The 24,143-nt window shown below is 44.2% G+C and carries 19 protein-coding genes; 5 read left to right on the top strand and 14 right to left on the bottom strand.

Annotated elements, in window-relative coordinates; genetic code table 11:
* Positions 1–41: 41 nt before the first annotated feature.
* From AACV78_RS15170 to AACV78_RS15155, 4 genes are all read right to left on the bottom strand, one after another.
* Positions 42–815, bottom strand: coding sequence for a competence protein CoiA (locus AACV78_RS15170; protein WP_194010259.1), 774 nt, complete (start codon positions 813–815; stop codon positions 42–44).
* Between the two features lie 249 nt (positions 816–1,064).
* Complete coding sequence (locus AACV78_RS15165; RefSeq protein ID WP_194010258.1) at positions 1,065–1,490, bottom strand: pepsin/retropepsin-like aspartic protease family protein; 426 nt, start codon at positions 1,488–1,490, stop codon at positions 1,065–1,067.
* A complete protein-coding gene (locus AACV78_RS15160; protein ID WP_194010257.1) occupies positions 1,483–1,812 on the bottom strand; it encodes a hypothetical protein in 330 nt (109 codons plus the stop codon). Before AACV78_RS15160 ends, AACV78_RS15165 begins: the two co-directional genes overlap by 8 nt.
* A gap of 72 nt (positions 1,813–1,884) precedes the next feature.
* Positions 1,885–2,823: a ribonuclease Z gene (locus AACV78_RS15155; RefSeq protein WP_194010256.1), complete on the bottom strand. Its 939-nt coding sequence runs from the start codon at positions 2,821–2,823 to the stop codon at positions 1,885–1,887.
* A 270-nt stretch (positions 2,824–3,093) separates the two neighbouring features.
* On the opposite strand from AACV78_RS15155, the gene AACV78_RS15150 reads away from it, so the two are divergent.
* Entirely contained in the window at positions 3,094–4,266 is a 1,173-nt protein-coding gene (locus AACV78_RS15150) for a SpoIID/LytB domain-containing protein (RefSeq protein WP_194010255.1), read from the top strand.
* A 293-nt stretch (positions 4,267–4,559) separates the two neighbouring features.
* Positions 4,560–4,826: a hypothetical protein gene (locus AACV78_RS15145; RefSeq protein ID WP_194010254.1), complete on the top strand. Its 267-nt coding sequence runs from the start codon at positions 4,560–4,562 to the stop codon at positions 4,824–4,826.
* 80 nt (positions 4,827–4,906) lie between these two features.
* Here AACV78_RS15145 and AACV78_RS15140 read toward each other — a convergent pair whose 3' ends face one another.
* Positions 4,907–6,214 (bottom strand): hypothetical protein, encoded by a 1,308-nt coding sequence (locus AACV78_RS15140; RefSeq protein WP_194010253.1) that lies wholly within the window; start codon positions 6,212–6,214, stop codon positions 4,907–4,909.
* A 391-nt stretch (positions 6,215–6,605) separates the two neighbouring features.
* Between AACV78_RS15140 and AACV78_RS15135 the strand changes: the two genes are divergently transcribed.
* Both AACV78_RS15135 and gatC read left to right on the top strand, forming a co-directional pair.
* Positions 6,606–7,127, top strand: coding sequence for a photosystem I assembly protein Ycf3 (locus AACV78_RS15135; protein ID WP_194010252.1), 522 nt, complete (start codon positions 6,606–6,608; stop codon positions 7,125–7,127).
* 234 nt (positions 7,128–7,361) lie between these two features.
* Complete coding sequence (gene gatC / locus AACV78_RS15130) at positions 7,362–7,643, top strand: Asp-tRNA(Asn)/Glu-tRNA(Gln) amidotransferase subunit GatC (RefSeq protein ID WP_194010269.1); 282 nt, start codon at positions 7,362–7,364, stop codon at positions 7,641–7,643.
* Positions 7,644–7,769: 126 nt separating this feature from the next.
* Here gatC and AACV78_RS15125 read toward each other — a convergent pair whose 3' ends face one another.
* The 9 genes from AACV78_RS15125 to AACV78_RS15085 all read right to left on the bottom strand — a co-directional run bounded on the left by AACV78_RS15125 (position 7,770) and on the right by AACV78_RS15085 (position 22,479).
* Positions 7,770–9,050, bottom strand: coding sequence for a glycosyltransferase family 4 protein (locus AACV78_RS15125; RefSeq protein WP_194010251.1), 1,281 nt, complete (start codon positions 9,048–9,050; stop codon positions 7,770–7,772).
* A gap of 224 nt (positions 9,051–9,274) precedes the next feature.
* Positions 9,275–9,988: a class I SAM-dependent methyltransferase gene (locus AACV78_RS15120; RefSeq protein WP_194010250.1), complete on the bottom strand. Its 714-nt coding sequence runs from the start codon at positions 9,986–9,988 to the stop codon at positions 9,275–9,277.
* A complete protein-coding gene (locus tag AACV78_RS15115; RefSeq protein WP_194010249.1) occupies positions 9,988–10,923 on the bottom strand; it encodes a class I SAM-dependent methyltransferase in 936 nt (311 codons plus the stop codon). The genes AACV78_RS15120 and AACV78_RS15115 overlap by 1 nt, the downstream gene beginning before the upstream one ends.
* A gap of 169 nt (positions 10,924–11,092) precedes the next feature.
* Positions 11,093–12,136 carry a class I SAM-dependent methyltransferase gene (locus AACV78_RS15110; protein ID WP_194010248.1) on the bottom strand — a complete coding sequence of 348 codons (1,044 nt, stop codon included), beginning with the start codon at positions 12,134–12,136 and terminating at the stop codon, positions 11,093–11,095.
* 17 nt (positions 12,137–12,153) lie between these two features.
* Positions 12,154–17,565: a glycosyltransferase gene (locus AACV78_RS15105; RefSeq protein WP_194010247.1), complete on the bottom strand. Its 5,412-nt coding sequence runs from the start codon at positions 17,563–17,565 to the stop codon at positions 12,154–12,156.
* A 147-nt stretch (positions 17,566–17,712) separates the two neighbouring features.
* Positions 17,713–19,266, bottom strand: a complete 1,554-nt coding sequence (locus AACV78_RS15100) for a methyltransferase (RefSeq protein WP_194010246.1) — start codon at positions 19,264–19,266, stop codon at positions 17,713–17,715.
* A gap of 27 nt (positions 19,267–19,293) precedes the next feature.
* Entirely contained in the window at positions 19,294–20,706 is a 1,413-nt protein-coding gene (locus AACV78_RS15095) for an ABC transporter ATP-binding protein (protein ID WP_194010245.1), read from the bottom strand.
* A gap of 203 nt (positions 20,707–20,909) precedes the next feature.
* Positions 20,910–21,758, bottom strand: a complete 849-nt coding sequence (locus AACV78_RS15090) for an ABC transporter permease (RefSeq protein ID WP_194010244.1) — start codon at positions 21,756–21,758, stop codon at positions 20,910–20,912.
* A gap of 181 nt (positions 21,759–21,939) precedes the next feature.
* Complete coding sequence (locus tag AACV78_RS15085; RefSeq protein ID WP_194010243.1) at positions 21,940–22,479, bottom strand: hypothetical protein; 540 nt, start codon at positions 22,477–22,479, stop codon at positions 21,940–21,942.
* 71 nt (positions 22,480–22,550) lie between these two features.
* On the opposite strand from AACV78_RS15085, the gene ruvB reads away from it, so the two are divergent.
* Positions 22,551–23,651, top strand: a complete 1,101-nt coding sequence (gene ruvB, locus AACV78_RS15080) for a Holliday junction branch migration DNA helicase RuvB (protein WP_194010242.1) — start codon at positions 22,551–22,553, stop codon at positions 23,649–23,651.
* The last annotated feature ends 492 nt before the right edge of the window (positions 23,652–24,143 follow it).

Here is a 24,143-nt window from a genome sequence, read left to right as displayed (position 1 = left end):
TTTAGGCGACAATGTGCCTGTGTTATGGAGTTGCCGGATCATCATTTCCACCAAGCAGCGTGCTTATCAGTCAAGATTTTGCAGTTAGGGACAGAAATATCTCCCCCTTCCCAACCTTGTCGGCTCACTGCTTGAAACTCTTGCAAGATATTTAGAGTAAGACCATGATTAGGCGTGCGATACCTTTTTGACCTTTTGAAGTAACCACCTGCGGACATTTCCTCACCATCTGAACTATACCAGTTTGATTCCTCCACCCAGAGTTGATACTCGTCAAAGTGAACAGCCGCTACGTTCAGACCATGAAGCCAGTAGTAAACCCGACCATAATACGCAGCATGTAACCATTTTTCCCACTGCTTTGGTGCATACCTTTCAGCTTCGAGAGCCTCGCCGAAAACTGGCAGCCAAAGAACATTGATGCCTAAGCGATTATATTCTTTCGTCCGATAAATTATTTTGCTCATGGTCAAGCTGCTAACCTGAACCTCGATAGCAACCTTGACCGTGTAGTTCTCAAAGTAAATGTCAGGAACAACCTTGCCTAAATCTTTTTCCAACTCGCAAGCACTCACGCTTTTATCTTGATTCAAGCAGTCGAAAATAGTCTGCTTGCATACCCGATGAAACTCAGATTCACCTTGCCCATACTGACAAACCACCGGAGGCTTGTGAGCAAAATGATGCACCTTGACCCGACCTTTGCGAAGAATAGTTTCACTCTGGCATTTGGGACAGAAGAACGAACCATCCTGCTTTTGTGAATCTCGCGCCACAACTTTTTGTCCGTCGCTAGATCGAATAGAAGTAATCATCTCAGAAGTATTGCAAGTTTCTTTCTACAAAATACGCGCACCGGAATAACTAAGCGTTAACCCACAAATGCAGGATAAATACCTGAACTAAGCCCAAGCTACGGCATATTTTGTATCTTGTCAAGTTCTACTGAAGAAAATTATATATTTTACAGTATCTATAATTTCTCGACATATCCTTCATCTTAAACACAAGAACCAAAGCACATATACAAGTTATTTGCACTACATTTTGGAGTGTATTTACTTTCATGTATCTCTAAATTTAGGACACACTTCAAACGCTAATTGCGATCCATAAAAACAAACATCAAACTCATTTAAAAAATTAGTTCGCCCTAAAAGAATCGGAATATTATTCACCCTAGTCCAGGCAAAAACTAACTGAACTGGATCGAAGTCTCCTACTTTTGCTAAGACTAATAACCCTTTCGTTTCAGCACTCGCTAAATTTCCCGCTAAAGTAACAGAAAATCTTTGATCTTCCCAAATTGCCCCTAATTGCACCCCAACATTATAGGGCAAAACATTTACGCTAGCTCCTGTATCCAGTAAACCCATAACCTCAACAGAACGATTTTGATAAGTTAGTGTTAAAGGCAGATACGGAACATCAGCTAAAACACCTGACTCATCTCGTTTAGGTTGAAAAGAATATCGCCTACCCTTAAACATTTTGAGTTTGTTTTTGTTCGGTTTCTAGTAACTGCATTAATTGCTCTGCTGCACTATTAGAAGTATGCACGGAATACATGATTTCAGCAGATTGGTTGCCCATTACAATTCCTTCTTCTTTCGCCAATTCTGCTATTAAAAACAGCATTATTTGAAATTTTTCAGTACGGGACAATTGCTGAAGTTGGCTTAATAATTCAAGATTTGACATAAAACGCCATTGAATTGGTTTTTTCATTTTACCACGACCTTGAGATTTAAACCACTCCAAAACAGTAGTATCAATCTCTAATTCCTGAACAGGCTCTCCGGCCTGTTCCACAAAGAATGAATTTGATTGTGGAACAGGCCGGAGAGCCTGTTCTTGAGAATAGTGTAAGATGTGAGATTAACCCTACTCTTCAACAGGCCTGGGCACTTCGTAAGTCAGGAAGTCATAAGCCATTTTCGTATTCGGAAAAATGGCCTGGGCTTCCTTGAGCAAATCATCTAGGACGATCGCATTTCCTGGAGCGTAACGCGGGCTAAAATGCGTCATAATTAATTGTTTTGCCCCAGCGAGCAAAGCAACTTGAGCCGCCATTGTTGAGGTTGAATGCAGGCGATCGAAGGCCATTTGAGCATCAAGATGGGCAAAAGTCGCTTCGTGCACCAACAAATCGGCATCCTTCGCCAATTCCACCGCCCCGTCACAAAAAACCGTGTCTGTACAATAAACAAACTTCCGCCCAATTATATCCGGGCCGCAAAAATCGCTACCTTGAAACTGTCGCCCGTCCGATAACTTTACCGTCTTTCCTTGTTTTAATTGACCGTAAATTGGCCCGGAAGGAATACCCGCAGCCTTGGCTTTTTCTACATCAAAATGTCCGGGACGATTTTTCTCAGTTACTCGATAACCAAAAGCAGTTACTCGGTGCTTTAAAGGAGCGCAACTAACAATATATTCGTCATCTTCATAAACAACTCCCTCGTGACTTTTGTGTACCTTTACCGGGTAAGAAAAATGAGTTTGAGAATAGCGAACGCCAGCTTGCAAATATTCTTCTAGTCCCGGTGGCCCGTAAAGATCGATGCGCTTGACATTCCCCGCCAAACCGCAGCTAGCCAGCAAACCCATTAAGCCGAAAATGTGGTCGCCGTGCAGGTGAGTAATGAAAATACGGCTCAGTTGGCTGACTTTGAGCTCGCTTCGCAGAAACTGATGCTGAGTTCCTTCGCCGCAGTCAAACAGCCAGAGTTCCGCTCGCTGAGGCAAACGCAGGGCGATGCTGGAAACGTTGCGCGATCGCGTCGGCACGCCGGAGCTAGTTCCGAGAAATGTAATCTGCAAGAGTCAAATCACCTCAATTAAATCTTAAAAAATATGTTACATATATCCAGAGTGCGGCAAATCCGACCTAAATGAAATAGTCGCAGGCAGGAACCGGGATAAATCGCTGTTGCTGCGAGCATCGAGTCGTTCCAATCTTTTTTGACAGGCGCACAAAGTGCCAAACCCAATTCTAACGTTTTCTTTCTGCCGTTATCCTTCCTTTTTCCCGAACCAAACCTTCCCCTTAAAAATTCTCAAACTCGTACAGCACAGGAGGAAATTTTTTAAATGCAGCCAGGAGTGTTATTTGCTTCGCTTCTTTCAAGATTAACAAAACGCTACTTTTGGATTTCTCTGTTGTTTTGGCTGGTAATGGTAGCCCCAGCGCAGGCGGCGCTGATCTTGCGAGTGGCGGTACAAGACGGCGCAAGTCAGATCAAAGTCGGCAGTTCTACTAAGGCTGCAATCCGCGACGGTAGCGGGCGCAATTTGGGCGAACTGTCTGCCAACAGTTCTGGATCGGCTCAATTTCGATCGGGCAAAGTGGCGATCGGGCGCTGGGCCGCCAATCAAATTTGGATCGAGCCGACCGGGAACGGGTATGTTTGGATTGGCGATCGGTGGTATCGCGGACGCACCCTTGTAATTCCCGAAAAAGGAGGCCTGACAGCAGTCAACTACGTTGATATCGAACAGTATCTCTACAGCGTTCTCGGTGCCGAAATGAGCGGCAATTGGCCTCTGGAGGCCTTGAAAGCCCAAGCAGTCGCTGCCCGTTCCTACGCAATCCACGAGCGCCTCAAAAGCGAAACCGACCTTTACGATGTGGACGACACTCAGTCTTCGCAGGTTTACAAAGGACTGCAAACAGAATCTTCGGGTACTTATAGCGCAGTCGATGCCACCGCAGGTCAAGTTCTCACCTACAACGGTCAGATTATTTTAGCCGTTTTCCACTCAGCATCTGGCGGACATACCGAAAATGTTGAGGATGTTTGGACGGAACCCCTGCCTTACCTGCGCGGTGTTCCTGACTTCGACCAAGGCGCGCCGGTTTATCAGTGGAAAGAAAATTTTTCCCGCGCTCAAATCAGCAGCAAGATTTCCGGTGTCGGTAACGTCATCTCGATGAAGCCAGAACGCACTACCGCTTACGGCAGCGTTTTGAGGATGAAAGTTGTGGGAGATGGCGGTTCTAGAGTGATGACTGGGGCAGATTTGCGTCGGGTTCTGAGTTTGAGGAGCACGCGGTTTACCGTGATTCCTCAGTATGCAGGCGGGAGCGCCAAGAACAGCGGCCAAGCTCCTACGAGTTTTCAAGTTTCTGGTAAAGGTTTCGGTCACGGTGTTGGCATGAGCCAGTGGGGAGCTTACAATTTGGCCAGGCAGGGATACGGCTACCAGCAGATTTTGTTGCACTATTATCAGGGCGCTGCTTTGGCTAGAATAGCTGTTCAGTAACTGCTGGGAAGCAGGGAGAGTGGGAGGGGAGAATCTGTGTTTTGCAACGCCGCATTTTTTTTACTGGTTGAACTGGTTCCCAAGCTCTTTTCACTGATTCCCAGGCAGAGCCTGGGAACCCATGTAAGCGAGGCAGAGCCTCGTCGTCGGCTGCGAAGATGGAGGCAGAGCCTCCGGATCTGCATTACCAGGCAGAGCCTGGTAACGAGTAAATGACTAATGACTGATGACTAATGACTGATGACTAATGACTAATGACTAATGACTAATGACTAACTACATTAAGGATAACTATGCAAAAGTGGGAATACTTTTTTGTGGATGCAAATATGTATCCTTTTGGCAATAAGCTGATTAGTTTATATGTAAATGGTGAGGAATTGCGAGATTGGAAACAAGGATCCCTGCATCTATTTATCAATCAGTTGGGGGATGAGGGTTGGGAACTTGTGGCTGTGCGCCACGACTCGAAGTACGACCAAAATTGTTTGATTTTTAAACGTCCTAAAATTGTTAAGAAAACTAGGAATACGAAACAGTCTCTGGCACAGAAAACTTGACCTAGCTCAATCTAATATTCATCGGATTTTAGATGTTGACTCAAAATTATTAATTAATTTCAAATCGTCAAATAGAAAATCTAAACTCCATCGATTCGCCGCTGCCATTCGGCATCTATTTTTGCTGACTGTTCTAGTTCTTGTTGGGTTAAATCGGTTTCTGTTGTATAAGCTAAATCTTCTCCAGTCAGTAGGTTTTCTGCTGCAAATTCCTGGGCGTAGCTTAATTTTTGCTGCAAGTTGGCATCTGGTTGGTTTAATAACGCGGCTCGCTGCTGCCGCTCTTGATTCCGGGATTCTATCTTGCTATTTTTCCACTGAATCCAGAAGTACCGAATTAAAGGAATTGTCAGAAATCCGATGCCGTAAATCAGCAGTAGTGGATAAATACCGCTGACGAAACCGATAAATCCACTGGCGATCGCACTTTTAGTTAATAAATTCCCCAAAACTAACGCACCGACAAGATTCACGGCTCCTAACCCCGCCGCGAGCATGACTTGGCCGGAGCTGGCGTGGCTGAAACGCCACAGCATTTCTCGCAAATAAGCTCCTACTGGTTGAGGATTTTTTTGAACTGCTGTGGTTTGCAATTGCGGAAAATGGTAGACTATTTGTCCTTCGGGACTGACTTCGGGGCGGCCGTCAAAACGCGCGAGAGTCGGTAGCATATATTCTTCGTATTCTCTCGCGTATCCTTGTCCGAGATTGTCGAGATAGGGCGCTATTTGTTCGGCGACGACGGCACCTCGGTTGTTGCGAATTGCGGCGGCAATATCGCTCCACTTGCGCTCTTCTAAATTGTAATTTGGATTGCCATCTCCAAATAGAAAGGAGAAAACTGCTTCCAGAAAACTCATCTGGGGTTTTTGGCCGCTTAAGCGCGATTGCTGCTGGTAGTAAGGTTCGTTATGGTTCCAGTAAAATATCCAGGGTAACTCGTTCCAGAAGTACGGAAAAAAGAAAAATCCGCCGCCTCTGTTACCGTCGCTTCCGCCTCCGCCTCCGCCTCCGCCGTTATTGTCGCTGTTCATGCTGGAGAGTAACATCGTGATGGCTGCAAAAATTAAGACGATGGAAGCTACCAGCACTATGCCAAAAGATACTCTAATTAGGTAAAATAGAATTTTCCAGATTTTTTGCCACCATTCCTGCAACTGCAAGCGAAAGAATTTGTTTCGCAAAATATCTCGAAAGTTGTTGGGAAATAGGTAGGCAATGTCGCCGGATTCTGCTACTTGCAGGTGGCCGCCTGCTTCGGAGGCGAGGGTTAATAGTTCTCGCTGGGCAAAATTAACGTCTAATCCAGCTTTTGCCGCCACGTCTCCAACCGTAACGCGGTAGCCAAGTTGCTCGACGGCTTGCATAATGGTGGGATTCGGAGCCATAGGTTTCTCTCTGTGAAAATTACCCGGTTGTTTATATTATATATTGCGGGAATTCAAACTGGTTTTGAGTCGCTGGTTTATGAATTTTTTTGATGATGCTCTTGACTTTGGGGCGAAATGTTGCTAGATTTTTGCCCGATCGCCCGTAGAGTGCGGTCAATAGGTTAAAGAAATGTGGTTTTTTTTGTCAATACTGGCAAGAGTTATCTAAAATGGATGGGATTTGCACTCTTTTGCACCTCGCAAGCGCGTGTTTTCAGGTTTGCAGTTGTGTCTCACCAGCGTTTGCAAGCGTCGGCGGCCACACTGAACCGAAACAGTCGCAAAACTCTTAATAGGAAAACTTTACAGGCTAATATTTTTGATTGGCCGTTAACCAAAGAATCGAATTATGCCCAGAACTCAACGCAACGATAACTTTATTGACAAAAGTTTCACGGTAATGGCCGATATTATCTTGAAGATTATGCCGGCGAAAAAGCAGGCGAAGGAAGCTTTTGCTTACTATCGAGATGGTATGTCGGCTCAAGCTGATGGCGAATATGCTGAAGCGCTGGACAATTATCATGAAGCGCTGAAGCTGGAAGAAGATCCTTACGATCGCAGTTACGTGTTGTACAATATGGGCCTGATCCATACTAGCAACGGCGAACACGAGCAAGCTTTGGAGTATTACAGCGAAGCGCTGGAACTGAATCCGAGAATGCCGCAGGCGCTGAATAACATTGCTGTGATTTACCACTATCAAGGGGAAAAGGAAAAGGAATCTGGCAATGTGGAAGCGGCGGAAGGGTTGTTTGATAAAGCTGCAGATTATTGGAAAGAGGCTATTCGCTTAGCGCCGAACAATTACATTGAGGTGCAAAATTGGCTGAAGACGACAGGCCGATCGCAAATTGATGTGTATTTTTAACTATGATTGGGAATGGGGAATTGGGAATTGGGCATAGTTAGTAGTTATTGGTTAGTAGTTATTGGTTAGTAGTTATTGGTTAGTAGCTTCTCTAATAACAAACAACAAACTACAAATAACAAGCAACAAATGACAAATAACAAACAACAAACAACAAACAACCAATTTCCAATTCCCAATTTCCAATTCCCAATTTCCAATTCCCAATTCCCAATTCCCAATTCCCAATATATTATGATTGACAGAGAAGAAGTTCGGAAAGTAGCGAATTTAGCCCGATTGGAATTAACGCCTGCAGAAGAAGAACAGTTTACCGTTCAACTGAACGGTATTTTGGATTATTTTGAGCAGTTGAAAGAACTGGATACGAGTAAGGTAAAACCGACAACGCGGGCGATCGATGTTAGCAATATTATGCGATCGGACGATTTGCAACCTTTTGCTGATGGAGAAAGTATTTTGGCTGGTGCTCCCGATCGCGATGGGGAGTTTTTCAAAGTGCCTAAGATTATGTAATACCAAATAATCAGGTAGGGACACGGCATTGCCGTCTCCTGATTTGGAGGAAACGGCAATGCCGTTTCCCTACCCCAAATAATCAGGTAGGGACACGGCATTGCCGTCTCCTGATTTCGGGTAATGCTAAATTCTCACTCCAAAAGATGCGGCTAATTCCCGTTCTGGCTGCATACCAACTGTCGGCGGCATGGAACGATTTGCTATCTGTTCGATCAATTGTAATTGCTGCGGCAACATTTTAGCTAAACTGTAGCGTTCTAGAGCGGTTTGACGGGCCCTGACGCGAATTTCTGCCATGCGGGTAGGATGGTCTAAAACTTCGTCAATGCGATCGGCGACTTGTTTCGGCGAGAAGTAATCGACAATTAAACCGTTCTCTCCGTCGCGGATAACTTCTCTCACTGGCCCGGTGTCGGAACCGATTACTAAACATCCTGTCGATAAAGATTCAATCATCGACCAAGATAGCACGAAAGGTCTGGTTAAATAAACGTGTACGTCCGATGCTTGAATTACTTTTAAATACAGTCCGTAGGGTAGCGGCCCGACAAAGTGAACTCGCGACATATCTAGCGGCACTTTTTTGAGCATATAATCTTTGTAAGTCTCGCCGTTTGGTAAAGAACGGCCGTAACAAACTCTGTCTGAACCAACAATTACAACGTGACAGTTGGGGCGGCGTTCTTGCAAATAGGCGATCGACTCAATGAACTCTGGAAAGCCCCGATAAGGTTCCATTCCCCGCGATACATAGGTGACAATTTCATCAACGCCGGACAAATCTAAGTTGGGCAAAATTAGTTTAGCGCCTGGATCTGGTTTGAAGTAATCGGTGTCTACGCCGTCGTGGAGTACGGACAATTTTTGCTGCAATTCTGGAGGAAATTGCGATCGCTGCCAGTATGTCGGCGACAAACCCCAATCGCAAGAGTATAAATCGATCAAAATCGGCGCATTTTTGATTCTAATTCTCGCCATGTCGTCAACTGTTAAAGGTTCCGCCGGATCGAAATCTGCGTCGGAACCGATCGAGTGATAAAACCACTCGAAATAACACAAAAGCGGCGTATTTGGAAAAGCTTCTTTGACAAACAGTGTCGGCCCCCAACCGGAATGTCCGCAAATAATATCGGGTACAAAACCGTCTGCTTTAAGTTGTTCTGCCATTCTAAATACGGCTTGTCCGTAGATGACGGCACTTTCTAAAGGGCGGACGTACTGGTGAGTCTGCGGGTTAGGTTCGCGGCTTGGTGTAAATGCTGCTTTGCGAACGCCGGGAATGTTCCATTCGGGACGCTCGTTTTTAGTGCCGAAAACAATCTGATTTTTGGGATCTGCGCCTAAAGCCGTGATTATGTGGCGGTACTGGGCGGGGAAGTTTGGGTGAAGAAATAATGCTTTCATTTGTCTGTTGACTGTTGTCTGTTGACTGTTGACTGTTAACTGTTGACTGTTGACTGTTGACTGTTGGTGATTAGTTAACTCTTACCAATAACAACTAACTAATGACTGATGACTCCTAACTAATGACTCCTAACTGATGACTACCAAGAGGGCCCACACGCACCATCCACCGCCCCTACCAACTGACTCCTAACTAATGACTAATGACTAATGACTATTGACTCCTAACTACTGACTGGTGCTTTGCAGATCCAGACGCAATCTCGCGGGACAGATTCGGTGTTTTTCAGGATAATTTCATAGTTTAAATGGTTGAGAAATTTTTCCATAATTGTATCAGTCATTATTGAGAATGCAGTGCCATCTCTGCGTCCCAATAAGTTTTTATCCCACTCGCTGGCGAATTTTTCCCAGCCCAATTCGGTGAGAATATTGCCGTGGTGAAAGACGCAAAGGCGATCGCCCCGCAGCAGTTTGGGAATGCGTGTTAGGTAGTTGAATATGTCTACGGGTTCTACGTGTACCATTGTATCGTAGCAAAAGCAGACATCGGCTGCACCGGGGGCGATGCCGTCTAATGTTAAACCGTCGAGTTTGACATAGGAAACGCGATCGTCTCCCAAGCGCGATCGGGCGGCTTGCAGCATTTGACTGGAAATGTCGGCGCAAATTAGGCGATCGCAATATTTCAGCAGCAGCGAACCAGTTTTTCCGCCACCGATACCAATTTCTAAAACAGTATGTTCTTTTTTGATATACGGTGCAATAAATTGCTGTTCGATCAGCGCTTCGTATTCGGCTAAGGAGTTGGCGGCACCTGCGGCTTTACCTATCCATTCGTCGCCAATATGGGCAAGTTCGGCATTAGTTTTTTGCCACTGTTGGGCGTAACTGTCCCATGCGGTTTCATAATCTACTTTAGGCGGTATTATTTCCATTATTTTTGGGGTTTTTTTCTCAGAATACACAAACAAAAATCACTTGAGAGTCCTCCCGGCAAATCCATTAATATTTTCTCAATCTCCAGTAATAATTTGACAATAGTTTCACTCTTTGGAGATCCATCAGAAAGTTGACAGTGATCTAACAAAGGGTAAATTTCGTGAAGCAAACCCCCGCCGGCTTGATTCAATACTTCTACATCAAAGTAGAATTTTAAGAAAGGAAGTATTAGCTTCGATCGGACGGCTTCTGAAGGATCTTTCGTAAATATTTTATCAATACTGGGATTTAAAAATATTTCACTTGTTCCCGACCTCAACCGGGAGTCAAAACATCGGTAAATGCGATTGATCAAATCGAGTTGATTTTCATTGTATATATTATAGCAATCTCCGATGTATTCGTTGACAATAAAATATCCATCGGGTTTTAAACATTTCTGAATGGTTGATAAACATCGTTCTATTTCTTTGACGTGATGCAGCGAACCAGAGCAAAAAACGATATCGTACTTTTTGTTTTCGTCAATTATAAATGAATTAAAATCATCTTGATAAAAATTAATACTTACTCCCGCTGCTGCTGCATCTTTCCTAGCAATTTCCAAAGAAGTTTCAGAAAAATCAAAGGCATCAATTTGAGTAGCCAATCCTAATTTAGCCATCAAAATCTCGTGATTTCCCACTCCGCAACCAACAGACAAAAGATTATCAAACCGTTTTTTTTTGAAGAAGCTATTTACTAGCCATGTTAACCAATAACCTTCTGTTTGTCCCCCTGACAACCTATAATTTACAGTTTTAGAGATAATCGGATTGGATAACCAGTAACCCTCCTTTGTAAATCCGGCTGTTGGGTTAGATTGCCAGTATTTTTGAGCTATTAATTTATGGAAATTTTCATTTTGTCTGTTTTCAGAATTTGAGAACATAGTTTTTTTAACTCTTATTAGATTTAAAGTCTATTATGTGTAAAATCAGCTTCTGTAAAAATTTTAGGGGAAGTGAATCGCTATAAAATTGTGGTTGCTAGTTATGGGCCGGCAAATATCTTCCTGCGTCGCACACAACACACAAATCACCCGCAAAAGTGGAAACTCTCTAAAGCTCTCGCCGCCATCGGCGAACCAAACTTGTTAAAATAAGTTTACCACGATTCGCTTTTCTCCAGATTCCCAGCAACCATTTTTCTAAGATTTTCGGATTTTTATGTCTCAAAATACACAAACAAAAATCACTTGATAGTCCTGTCGGCAAATCCATTAAGATTGTCTCAAACTCAAGCAATAACTTGACAATTGTTTCACTCTTTGGGTCTCCATCAGAAAGTTGACAGTGATCTAACAAAGGGTACATTTCGTAAAGTAAACCCCCACCAGCGGGATTTAAAACTTCCATATCAAAGTAGAACTTCAAGAAAGGAAGTATCAGCTTTGACCTGACTGCTTCCGAAGGATATTTCGCAAATACTTGCTCAATACTAGGACGAGAAAACGTTTCACTTGTTCCCAACCTTAGCGTGTAGTCAAAACATTTGTAAATGCGATCGAGCAAATCGAGTTGATTTTCATTGTATACCTTATAGCAATCTCCTATGTATTCATTGACAATAAAATATCCATCGGGCTTTAAACATTTTTGAATGGTTGATAAACATCGTTCGAGTTCTTTGACATGATGCAGCGAACCAGAGCAAAAAACTATATCATATTTTTTGTTCTTGTCAATTAGAAATGAGTTAAAGTCATCTTGATAAAAATTAATATTTACTCCCGCTGCTGTGGCATCTTTTCTAGCTATTTCTAAAGAACTTTCGGAAAAATCAAAGGCATCAATTTGAGTAGCAAATCCTAATTTAGCCATCAGAATCTCGTGATTGCCTACTCCGCAACCAATAGACAAAAGATTATCAAACCGTCGCTTTTTGAAGTATTTATTTACTAACCAGCATAGCCAGTAATTTTCTGTTTTCCCACCTGATAGCCGATGATTTACAGCTTTTTCAATAATCGGATTAGATAGCCAGTAACCGTCTTTTGCGATTACGCCTGTTGGGTTAGATTCACAGTAATTTTGAGCTGTAGATTTATCGAGATTTTCATCTTCTGTATTATTAGAGGAATTTGACGGCATATTTTTGACCATTGGATTTTATTAAACGTTTATTCTTTAGCAAAATATGCTTCGCAGAAAATGTCTGCATAAGCTTGAGTCATTTCCTCAAAAGTATTGAGTGAATCCAAGACATATTTAGCATTTCCAGCTAACTGCTGGCGCAATGATTTATCCTCCAATAAGCTAATCAAAGCTGCCACTAATTCTTCCGGGCGATCCGGTGTATAAAACAAACCGTTAATTCCCGGTCTTACTTGTTCCTTAATCCCAAAAACCGGCGATGTAATAATTGGTAAATTGCAGGCCATCGCCTCCAAAATCACTCTCGGAAAACTTTCTATCCTAGAAGTGCAAACAAAAATATCCGCCGCTTTGTAATATTTTCCTGGTTTCCCTGTTTCTGGAACTACTGTCACCCTTTGCCGCAACTCTTCCGGCAATTCGCCCACCATATCAGCTAATTTACTGCTGTAAATACTCGGGCGATCGCCCACAATGAAACACCTAATTTTATTGTGCCATTTGTCAGGCAAAAGCGAAAGTGCCTTAACTAAATCCTGCTGGCCTTTGCGTTCGCATACCGTTCCTAGCAGCAAAATTACCACATCTTCCGCCGCAACACCTAAACTTTTTCTAGCCAATTCAGAATTCTCCGAATTTTCCAGTTGGCTCAAATCTAAGCCGTTATGAATCACTGTAAAATTGTGGTGGCTGTTAAGAGGTAAATATCTGTCGCGCGTTGCATCCGCCACAAAAATCACCTTGTAAGGAAAGCGAAAACATTCCAAAGCTCTCGCCGCAATCTCTGAACCAAACCTGTTAAAATAAGTTTGCCAAGGTTCGCTTTCGTGCACGTTCCACACCGTCGGAATTCCGATTTCCTGGGCCGCATCAACTACAAAGAAATTTTCTAAAGTATTGGCATAAACTGCATCTACTTTTAAACTTTCAATTTCCTTGCTAAAACTGCGGATAGCTTCATCGTAAGCATCGCGTTGATAAATGTGTTCGAGGGGATTGTCGCGCACAATGACTTCAATTCCCTGCTGTTCGTAAGCTTGACGCAGGGGGCCGTCTGTGGTGCAAAGTACGATCGGCAAAATCGCACCCTCAGCCGCCAATTTCACCGCAATTTCGTACTGGTGCAGCGGCGCACCCGTAAAATCCAGCGAATTGCTGCACATCAAAACTTTGATAGGATGAATAAAATTGTTTGCTACTGACAACAAACCAGAATCAGCAAATTGTAACTCTCCCTTGTCCCTTCCATCCGTGACATCCGTGACATCAATGACATCCGTTACATCCGCTACAAAATCCGTTGCTAATCTTCTCTCTTCCTTCTTCCCTCTTCCTTCTTCCTTCTTCCCTCTTCCTTCTTCCTTCTTCCCCTCTTCCTTCATAAAAACCCGTCGCGGTTGAATATGAAAATACTCATCTTCCAAAGACAAATGAGGACTGTAAAAACCATCATTTTTTCCCGCATACTTGCGCCTAAAAGCTGCAACTTCTTGAGGATTGTCAGTAAAACCCCTAGAAGTTCCCTCCTTGTGCAACAACTCCGCATCGGGACAGTAAACGCACCGATAACCGAGTTCTAACAATCGGTATCCGTAATCTGCATCATTGTAAGCAACAGCAAAATTCTCCTCATCAAAGCCTCCCAATTCTAAGAACAATTGACGCGGAGTAATCGTGCAAGCGGCTGTTACCGCCGAGTAATTTCGCGTTACCATCGCTTGAGAAAGATAGCCTCGATTGTCGCTGTTCATCAGCTTAAAAGCGTGACCGGCCAAACCGTGATGGAGGCCGTGAATTATGCCCGCGTGTTGAATTCTGCCGTCGGGATATAACAGCCTCGCACCGACTGCACCCACCGCAGGAATTTGAGCGTATCCGACCATTTGACTAAGCCATCGCGGGGTGATTACTTCAGTATCGTTGTTCAAAAACAACACGTATTCGCTGTCAACTTGTTCGACAGCGCGGTTGTTAATTGCCGCAAAACTAAACTTTCCTCCAGGATTTTTGATTCGCAAAACTTGACAAGTTAACTGATTCAAATATTCCAGGGTTTTTGGATCGTCGCTTTCGTTGTCAATGACAGCAATTTGATAATTTTTGTATGTTGTAATTTCGAGAGAATCGATACAGGCTTTCAGCAGTTTAACTTGATTTTTAGTAGGAATAATCAAAGTTACTGACGGGCCATCATCAGGGAAATCCTGGGCAAATATGCCCAAATTTTCTTTGATTGCCCAGGCGTGCTGAGCGACAGTTCCCTTAATTTTTCTGCGGTTTAGTGCGTCTTGAATGGCTTGTTGACCTGCGGAAAAACTGGATGGTTTCGCGGCGCCTGATACTGCTGTAGAACCTGGTGCAGTTCGCCAGTGATACAGCACTAGGGGCAGGTGGGCGACGCGGCGAGAAATTTCGGTTGCTCTTAAGGCAAAATCGTAATCCTGCGAGCCTTCAAAGCCTAGCCGCAATCCGCCTATTTGTTCAAAAATTTCTTTTTTGACGGCGCACAAATGACCGAGATACATATAGGAAAGCAGCAGTTCTGGCGACCATTCTGGTTTGAATTGCGGGGCGAATCTGCGACCTTTGGTGTCGATTTTGTCGTCGTCTGAGTAGAGAAAATCGGTGGTTGGATGCGCGGCAAAATGTAAGGCGACTTCGCCTAATGCGTCGGGAGTTAGTTCGTCGTCGTTATCTAAAAACAGGATGATGTCGCCTGTGGCGAGGGCGGCGGCGCTGTTGGTGGCGGCGCTGATGTTGCCGTTTTCTGTGCGAAATGTGATGCGGATACGATCGTCCTTTGCGGCCCAATTTTTCAAAGTTTCAGCAACCGTAGCGTCGGTACTGCGATCGTCGGCGATGCAGAGTTCCCAGTTTTGATAAACTTGATTGATTACGCTGTCGATCGCACTTTCGAGAAAATCTATCTGCGGATTGTAAACTGGCATTACCACCGAGATTTTTGGCAGCGCTTCCCCACAGGATTTTAGCCGAGAAATCAGGTAATCGCGCGCGCGATCGTTCCACTGATTCACCTGCAGCCAAGCATCATACCTATCAATCGGTGAAGCAAGCACAAAACCCGCAGGTGGCAGCAAATCTCCCGGCGCAGTAAACTGTTTTTGCTGCTTGTAAATCTTCCCAAACTGACGCATCACCTTCACAATTTCCCAAGGCATCGGCACAATTCTGCCGAGACGCTGTTTTCTCTCCCTCGCCCGCTGCCGGATTGCCTCTACAAAACTCGAAAACTCCTCATATTTATCAGCACTTCGCTGCCAAATATCGTAGCGCCGCACAGTCAATATTTTCGGTGCTTGAAAATACAAAATTTCCCCGTTTTCTAACTCGGCTTGCAGAGAAACGTGCCATTCACCCGGAGGCAAATTGACAAGCGCCTCAAAGCCGCTTTCCGAACTGTTAACCCAGTCAGGAAACACTTGGCCGACATCTTTTCGGCGCAAACCGTAGGCGCATTCTACAGAAGTATCGCCGCACAAAAGACTTAATTTAGCAATTTTGCGATCGTGGTGGCAACACCAACCCGCAAACAAAACTTGACCCTGACGCTGTTCCCACACCACCGGTACATCTAACGACGCTTGAATCGTTGAAACTAACAGCGGATAAGCTGCCAAAAAATGCCATTTTCCTCCCTCGTCTTGCGCTTCCAACAACACCTCGTGCCGTCCGGCGGGGGCTTGCAATTCAATTGTAAAACCAGATTTTTTTGCAGACCCAATATTAGAATACCAGCCAGCTATGTCGCTTCTTTCCAGACCGTAAACAGCGGCAAAACTCTTATTTTCAATTCGGGCGCGGACAGCTTTAATATCTTTTTTTGTGTTAAACACCCAGCCCACAATTAGCAGGTGGGAATCGCTAACTTGCCAAGTAGTGGGTTGGTCTAAAGAAAAAATAAATTTTGGGAATAAATCGCGGATTTTGTGCTTAAATTCCCACCACTTTTCTCTAAGTTTCCACCAGTCAGAAGACTTGATTGCAGAAAGTTCAGCCTGAATTTTGGCATTTTCCTGCCGCGATTGTTCCAAATCTTGCTGAGTTTGACTTTGGACTGTTTCCAAGCTCAATAATTCAGCTAATTTTTGATCTAATTTAAATTCTTTTTCTTCAAACTTTACCTGAGTCTTTCCTAATTCTGCTTCTAATTCTAAGATTTTTGTTAATGCTATTTTAAATTGCGATTCTTGACCGGCAAGCTGTACCTGAGTTTCCCCTAATTCTGCTTCTAATTCGAGCAGTTTTGCTAAGGCTTCTTGAAATTGAGATTCTTTGCCGTCAAGCTGTACTTGAGTTTCTCCTAATTCTGTTTCTAATTTCAAGACTTTTGTTAAGGCTTCTTGAAATTGCGATTCTTGACCGTCAAGCTGTACCTGAGTTTCTCCTAATTCTGTTTCTAATTCGAGCAGTTTTGCTAGGGCTTCTTGAAATTGAGATTCTTTGCCGTCAAGCTGTACTTGAGTTTCTCCTAACTTCCTTTCCAATTCCAACACTTTTGCTTGAGCTTGTTGAAATTGTTCTTGCCACTGTTTGACTTCTAAATTGCTGGTTTTTTGTTGTTTTTCCAGCAAGCGGATTTTGAGCCAATCTTCAAAAGGCCCGACAGGAGATACTGGAAAATGAATAATTTGGTCATTCGACAATTTAGATTTGCTGCTGAGATTGCCGGCTTTGGTTTCTAAAACTTGATATAGTTCTAATGCTTCGGGAAAATATTGTTCTATTAAACTTGGTCTGTGACTTTTAACAATATCGTTGACTAATAAAGATTCTTCAAAGTTGTCGGCGGCGATCGCACTTAAGTTAACGTTAAATTTTTCGTTGACTCGATCGATAAAAAATTCGGGAGTGTTGCCGATCGGGTAAACGTTGGCCAGCAGACAGCGATCGGGAAAACTTTCAAACAATTCTAAGACTTGTTGGTTGTAGTGCAGCCACATTTTTACTGCCATTTCGGGATGTTGCAGCAAGCTGACATCGGTTCCCCGGCGGTACAGCGAATCGACTACTTCCCAGGGCGATCGATAAACGCAGATAAAATTAGCTTCGGGGAGCAATTTTAACCAAAAATCCCAAAATAGGGCGGTTCGCGGGTCTTTCCAGCCCCAATGCTTGTCAGGAAGTTGATTTTGAGCGATCGCCCTTTTGGCCATTTCCACGTATTCCGCTGCTACCGGAATCGTTTTTTCCAACGTACAGCCGAGTTCATCTATGCCGTGCGATCGTAAAACACTCTTGTGAAACTCCACAAAATCAACATTCTCGAAATGACCTTTCACATTTCCCACCGCCGGGCCAACCAACTTTTTACCAATATCAACCCCGACTTTCTGAAACAAAGAAGCCGTTAAAGACGTACCGGAACGGTGCATTCCAGTAACAATAAAAACCGACGGTTTGCTGTCATTTGTACTCACAATTTCTATCCCTCGCCCTAATTCCCACACCAACTTTACTTATTATTCTCGGAAACCTCTGCCTCCAAGCATTTAAGAGTCTCCTAACGCGAGCTTTTCAAGTGCTCGCGCTATCAAAATGCTTTTTTCACAGCTGGAGATGCCGCCCTATTCTCCCGCTACCCCCAGCAACCGCTTGACTTGAAACCAGGTGCTTCTCAGCTTCCAGAACTTGCTGCTTTCCATTGCCTCAACTCGATTGTGCGATCGGTCTAATTCTTGCTTGACATTAATTAACTGAGATTCTGTTTGTTCTAACTGCATTTGCACGGATACTAACTGACTTTGAGTTTGTTCCAACTGCGCGTGAGCTGACATTAATTGAGCTTGAGTTTCTTGCAACTTTATTTGAGATTCTTCTAATTGTGGTTCAGTAATCATTAACTTACTTTGACTGATCTCCCATGCTATTTTAGCCGCCTCTAACTGAGTTTCAACCAACTTGAGTTTTTCGTGAGTAGAACCCAACAAAGACTGCGATTGCCGTTGGCCCACCAGCGATTTCACGCTGCAAATTTCCAGAATCCATTCCCAACCGTAGTTATTGATTGCTTTAACTGTTAACACATCCTCCGGTGTCACAGTATTTTTGGGCAAATAACAGTTCCAACCCGACTGCAAAATTGCATCTTTTTGAAAATAATCAGCCACATCCCGGCGATCGTAAAAAGGCTCGCACCTCTGCACTACCTCACCGTTTACCAGAACCTGAACTTCCTCTATTCGGCCGCCCAAATTCACATCAGCAGCCCAACCCTCCAGATACAAATTCTGCTTGTTGGTAAAAGCAGCAACATCAATATATCCTCCAGGGTGGTGATAAAAATTTAACTCCGAAAAATCTCTAGTTAACTTATTTGTAACAACATACAAATCCTGAAACCTGCATATGCCTTTTTTGATCCGGTGAACAAAAGCTTTCCCACCGCTAACTTTACCGACAATTTCTCTCACAAACTTTTCAGTTACATAAGTTGTGCCGTATTCCTCCTTATCCAAAGACTGACTTTCGCTTTCGGCACTAAACAAAATACCGTTAGCAGGCATTTCTATGTGAGAAGGTAGCAAACAATCGCCGTGAACGCTAAACATCAAAATCCCGTTTTCGGTCAACAAATTATACAAATTTTGGAGCCAACTCGTAAAAGTTCTTTCCGGGATATGGCTGAAAAAAGAATTAGCCAGAATGCAGTCAAATTTTCGGTCAATTAAATATTTTTCCGGTTTTCCCGTCGAAACAATACCGTTAACGCCAAAGTATTCAGTTTGAAACTTGACCGCGTTAGCATAAATATCAGAAACCCAAATTTGCTCCGGCGGCATTTCCTGAATCAAAAACCGGGTAAATCTACCGTAACCACAGGCAAAATCTAGAAAAGACGGTACATTTTCAAAGCCGCCAAAATGCCAATCTACAACTTGTTGAACCGCATCCCGGATGCGTCGCCCGATCGCATAATAGCGCACCAAAGCTCGCTCGCGATCGTCATCGTCTCCATCGTCTCCATCGTCTCCATCCTCCTTGACGTTGCTCAAGCTAAACAAATACATTTCATCGTCTTCGCAAATATTTAGTTTAAAATCTTCGGGAAACTTAGCTCGGTCTCGAATCAATGCTTGGATTACTTGATTTTTGGATAATTCTAAATTGAGATTGCTCATTATTTTTACAAAGTTTTCACAGAATTATTAGATGACTTCCGTTGACTGTTCTTGCACCAGACAATCATAATTTACAACAGTTAAACACGGTTCTATCAGCAAGTCAACAATGCCGTTACCGCAGGACTCAGTACAAGACTGAACTTTGAACATCGCCACATCAACGCAGCGATCCAGATAACTTAAATCCTCATCTACCGTTCCCACCACCCCCGCATTCAAAAAGTAAACCCCCGGATTCAGCAAACATTTAAACTGAAACTTAACTAAAATTGTCGTTCCCGCTTCCACATATTTAACTGACTGAGTAGAAGCCTTCAAAGAAGCACCAGCCAACTCAAAACCGCTAATCGTTTTAATCAACATTCCAAACCTAACCTTGGAAGTTGACCGCGAGAAAGTGACAGAGTAAGTGTAAACATAATCTTGACGGCCGAGCAAGTGATTTACCACATTTCCCTGCAGCGTTTCGATGCGCGGGTTAATAATTTCCGCGCCGCGAGACGGATAGCGCACCGTATTCGACGGGATCATCCCCGGTTCGTAAAATTCATCATAGTGTTCCTTGGGTTGGGAGATATATTGCTCCGGTACAGCCTCCGTTTTGGTACTTTCTAAATTAGGATTCTGAAGATTTTCTTGACTTTCTTGCTTGGTTAGTTGGTTCAGAACTCGAATATCTTGCTTCAACCCCAAGACTTTATCTGGATCGGCATAGATCAGCTTTTGATATTTAGAAATTACCACCTTTGGCGTGTGAGCGAGCAGCAATTCTCCGCTATCCATTAAAATCGCCGAAGTACAAAGTTGCACCACAGAACTCGCAGCATGAGAAACAAATAAAATCGTTCCGCCACCTTCCTGAATGCTTTGCAAGCGGGCAAAACACTTGCGCTGAAAAGCTTCGTCGCCTACCGAAAGTGCCTCGTCAACCACTAGAATATCTGGCTCTACGCTAGTCGCAACGGCAAAAGCCAGTCTGACAAACATACCGCTAGAATAGGTTTTGACTGGCTGATCGATGAAATCTCCAATATCAGCAAAAGCCGCGATTTCGTCAAATTTTTCTTCGGTTTCTTTTTGATTGAATCCGAGTATTTGAGCGTTGAAAAACACGTTTTGTCTTCCGGTAAATTCCGGGTTAAACCCGCTTCCGAGTTCCAACAAAGCGGAGATTCGCCCTTGTACTCGGACGCTTCCTGCGGTGGGTGTCAGCGTCCCCACAATGATTTGCAAAAGCGTGCTTTTTCCCGACCCGTTGCGACCGACTACTCCTAGAGTTTGTCCTTTAGGAATTTCCAGATTGATGTCGGAGAGTGCCCAAAATTCATCAGCAAATTTTTTATTGGGATAAATAATTTCTTTTAAGCGGTCTCCTGGACGATCGTACCGCTTAAAGCATTTAGAAACATTTTTTAGTGAAATTACATTTTCAGTCATCCGATTTTAGATTTGAGATTTTGGATTCTTCGACTTCGCGAGCGAACAAGTTTGAGATTTTAGATTGATATTATGTCTTTTAGAACAAAAAATAGGTTTGATCGTTGGGAATGCGAGTCCTCTGATTTATGCGGACTCGCATTCCTCACTACGAACCTCGATCGCGATTTTGGATGGTAGATTGCATTTAAACGTAAAACATATTACAGCACGTCAGCAAAAGCGGGACGCAAACGCCGGTAAACCGCTAAACCTCCACAAAATATAGCAGCAGAGATTAGGGTGGCGACACCCCATTCGCCCCAGTGTTTGACTTCTCCCAGCAGGATGAGGTCTCGATAAACCTCGGAGATGGTGGCCATTGGATTCAACCAAAATATCCAGGCTCGCCACTGTTCGGGGATGATTGATGCTGGATAGACGATCGGCGTCAAATAAAACCAAAAATTTAGAATAACACCTAATGTCTGAGGAATGTCTCGCAAAAACACGGTTAAGCCCGCTGTCAAATATCCCAAGCCGGCTGTGAGCAGCAATTGAGGCACCCAAACCAGCGGCAGCAAGCATAAAGTAGCGTTGAGCTTTTGCGAGGATACTGCTACGATCAGAATCAAGGCTGCTAAACCGAGAGAACTTTCAATAAAAGCTGTAAAAATCGGCACGAGGGGCAGCAAACCGAGGGGAAATACTACTTTTTTGACTAAATTTGGCTGCCCTACTACGGATACTCCCGATTTAATCAAACCGCTGGTGAAAGCACTCCAAGGTAACAAACCTGCAAATAGCCAGACTCCAAATGTGATGTCGCTGTTTTCCGGGAAGCCTGCAAGTTTGAGTTTTACCTTGAGGACGATCGAGAATACGTAGGTGTAAATCACCAATTGCGATAGCTGATTCAGCAGCGGCCACAAATTGCCCAGAATCGAGCCTTTGTATTGAGCTTCCAAGTCCCGACGCACCAATGTAGCCAGCAGACTCAGCTTTGCCCTGCGCTGGCTGTTTGTCGGTCGCCGGCCGCGGCCCTTTCGGGCTTTTTGGACAACTCCTTTCACCGATCTGTGCAATTTTTTCGCCCTCGTTGACTACCTTCACACCTAAATCAACTCCAGCTACAATTGTGCAGCTTTTGTTAAACCGCAATTATTCCACAGCCGGGCCGCTTTGATCAAGGATCTGTCTCCCCGGCTTGGACTTCTGGCTTCTGGCTTCTGGCTTTTGGCTTAGGAGGTTATTTTAGCCGATCGCCTCCCCAACTGCCGAACCGATGGCGACTCTTTGCTCGTCGTCGTAGCCCCAGCGTTGGAAAAACTCCTCATACTCACCTTGTTTAGTTTGTAAACTTTCTAGCATTTGCGACGCTACAGCTTGACAGGCGGGCATTTGCAGGATTTGAATTAAATTGCGCGATCGCTCCTGCACTCTAGCAGAACCCGCCGCCATTTCCTCCTTTTGAAGGCGCGAATGATGCAACACCATTGCCGCCGACATCGCCACATTTTTCACCAGCAGTTCTGCTACGATCTCAGGAGCCGATCGCAGCGCCTCGATAACTCCTGGTGACGGCCGGTCTGCAGCCTGTCGGTCGTCCGTCAGATAAGTGACAAAAAACCCCCTAGCACCGTTGGGAGTTTTCACTAGAGATTTAACAGCTTGCTCGATATCTCCCTCTAAAAGTCGATCGCTCTGAATCAGCGACAGTAAAGATTGAGTCAGCGCGATCGCCTCCTCAAAAGTTATACTTTCCGACGCTAATAAAGAAGATGGAACACTCATAACGACCTCAATAATTTTCACGATTCTGCTAATAATTGTAAACAATTTTCGCTGTCCGATCGCAAATAAATATGGCTATAATCTCCTCCAAACAACAACCCCCAGACCAAAATCTACCTGAAGACATAGCCCCGGCTCCCCGAAAAAGAGCCGCTAAACCCCAAACGGAATCGCTGCTAGAATCGCAAGAATTACCAGACGAAATCAACAACAAACAAGAAGATAAAATCCGCCCCCAGCGGTTAGCCGAATACATCGGACAAAAAGACTTGAGAGAAGTTTTGGCGATCGCAATTGCAGCAGCCAAATCGCGGGGCGAACCGATGGATCACCTGTTACTGTACGGGCCGCCAGGGTTGGGGAAAACCACAATGTCGCTAATTCTAGCAGCAGAAATGGAAGTTGAATGCAAAATCACCACCGCCCCAGCCCTAGAAAAACCCCGAGATATTGTCGGATTGCTCGTCAACCTCAAAGCAGGCGACGTGCTGTTTATCGACGAAATTCACCGCTTATCTAAAGTTACCGAAGAAATCCTCTATCCAGCGATGGAAGACTGCCGTTTAGATATTACGATCGGTCAAGGAAAAAGCGCCAAAATCCGCAGCATTCCCCTGAAACCCTTTACCTTAGTAGGAGCAACCACCAAAGTCGGATCGCTGACATCTCCGTTGCGCGATCGCTTCGGCTTAATCCAAAGATTGCGCTACTACGAAATAGACGAACTTAGTCTAATTGTCCAAAGAACCGCCCAAGTTCTCGACACTAAAATCACCCCAGAAGGAGCCGAAGAAATTGCCCGCCGAGCTCGCGGAACCCCCCGGATTGCTAACCGTTTGCTGCGCCGAGTTAGAGACTACAGCGAAGTCAAAAATTTAAAGCCAATCAATGCCGAAGTTGCATCCATCGCCCTAGAATTGTTCAACGTCGATCCCCTAGGCTTGGATTGGACTGATAGGTCTCTTTTGACAGCAATGATCGAAAACTTTAACGGCGGCCCGGTTGGTTTAGAAACCCTCGCCGCTTCCACCGGAGAAGACACTCAAACAATTGAGGATGTCTACGAACCATACTTAATGCAAATTGGATTTTTGCAGCGAACAAGTAGGGGCAGAATTGCCACAGCAGCCGCTTGGAAACACTTAGGTTTTGTCTCACCTAAACTATTGTAGACTGTGTTAGATTGAGTCGCTCAAAAAAAACTCAAGAGTCAAGTATCTGCTAGGCTAAAAAAGTGATATTACAGGGAGAAAGGATTTCACCAGCTTTGATATGGCTCAATAAATCTACCATGAAAATGCAGTACAGCTTACATTTTTCCACAAAAATACAACTGTCGGAAAGCTCCTAACCCCTATCCAATCCCCAGGGGAACGCATCTTATTGAACACTGTTCATCAGTGGTGAGTATATTTTGAGATGAATTCACCATTCTTAGAAGCTACAGACACGCTTTGTAATGACTTTTTAGATAAAATAGGAACTGATTAATCGTGATTTTGACTTAGTGCTAATTTTGAGACAATAAAAATCTTACAACCACTGTTTACAAGTTGTATAATAGACCTCTTGCAAAAGTCAAATTTACCCCCCGCAAGTCCCCCCTCCCGCGGGGAGAAACAAGAATAATCTTGCTCCCTCCCCGCGGGAGGGGGGACTTGCGG

This window comes from Tychonema sp. LEGE 07196, assembly GCF_963890365.1.
GTDB lineage: Bacteria > Cyanobacteriota > Cyanobacteriia > Cyanobacteriales > Microcoleaceae > Microcoleus.
This window is presented reverse-complemented; position numbering and strand designations above follow the sequence as displayed.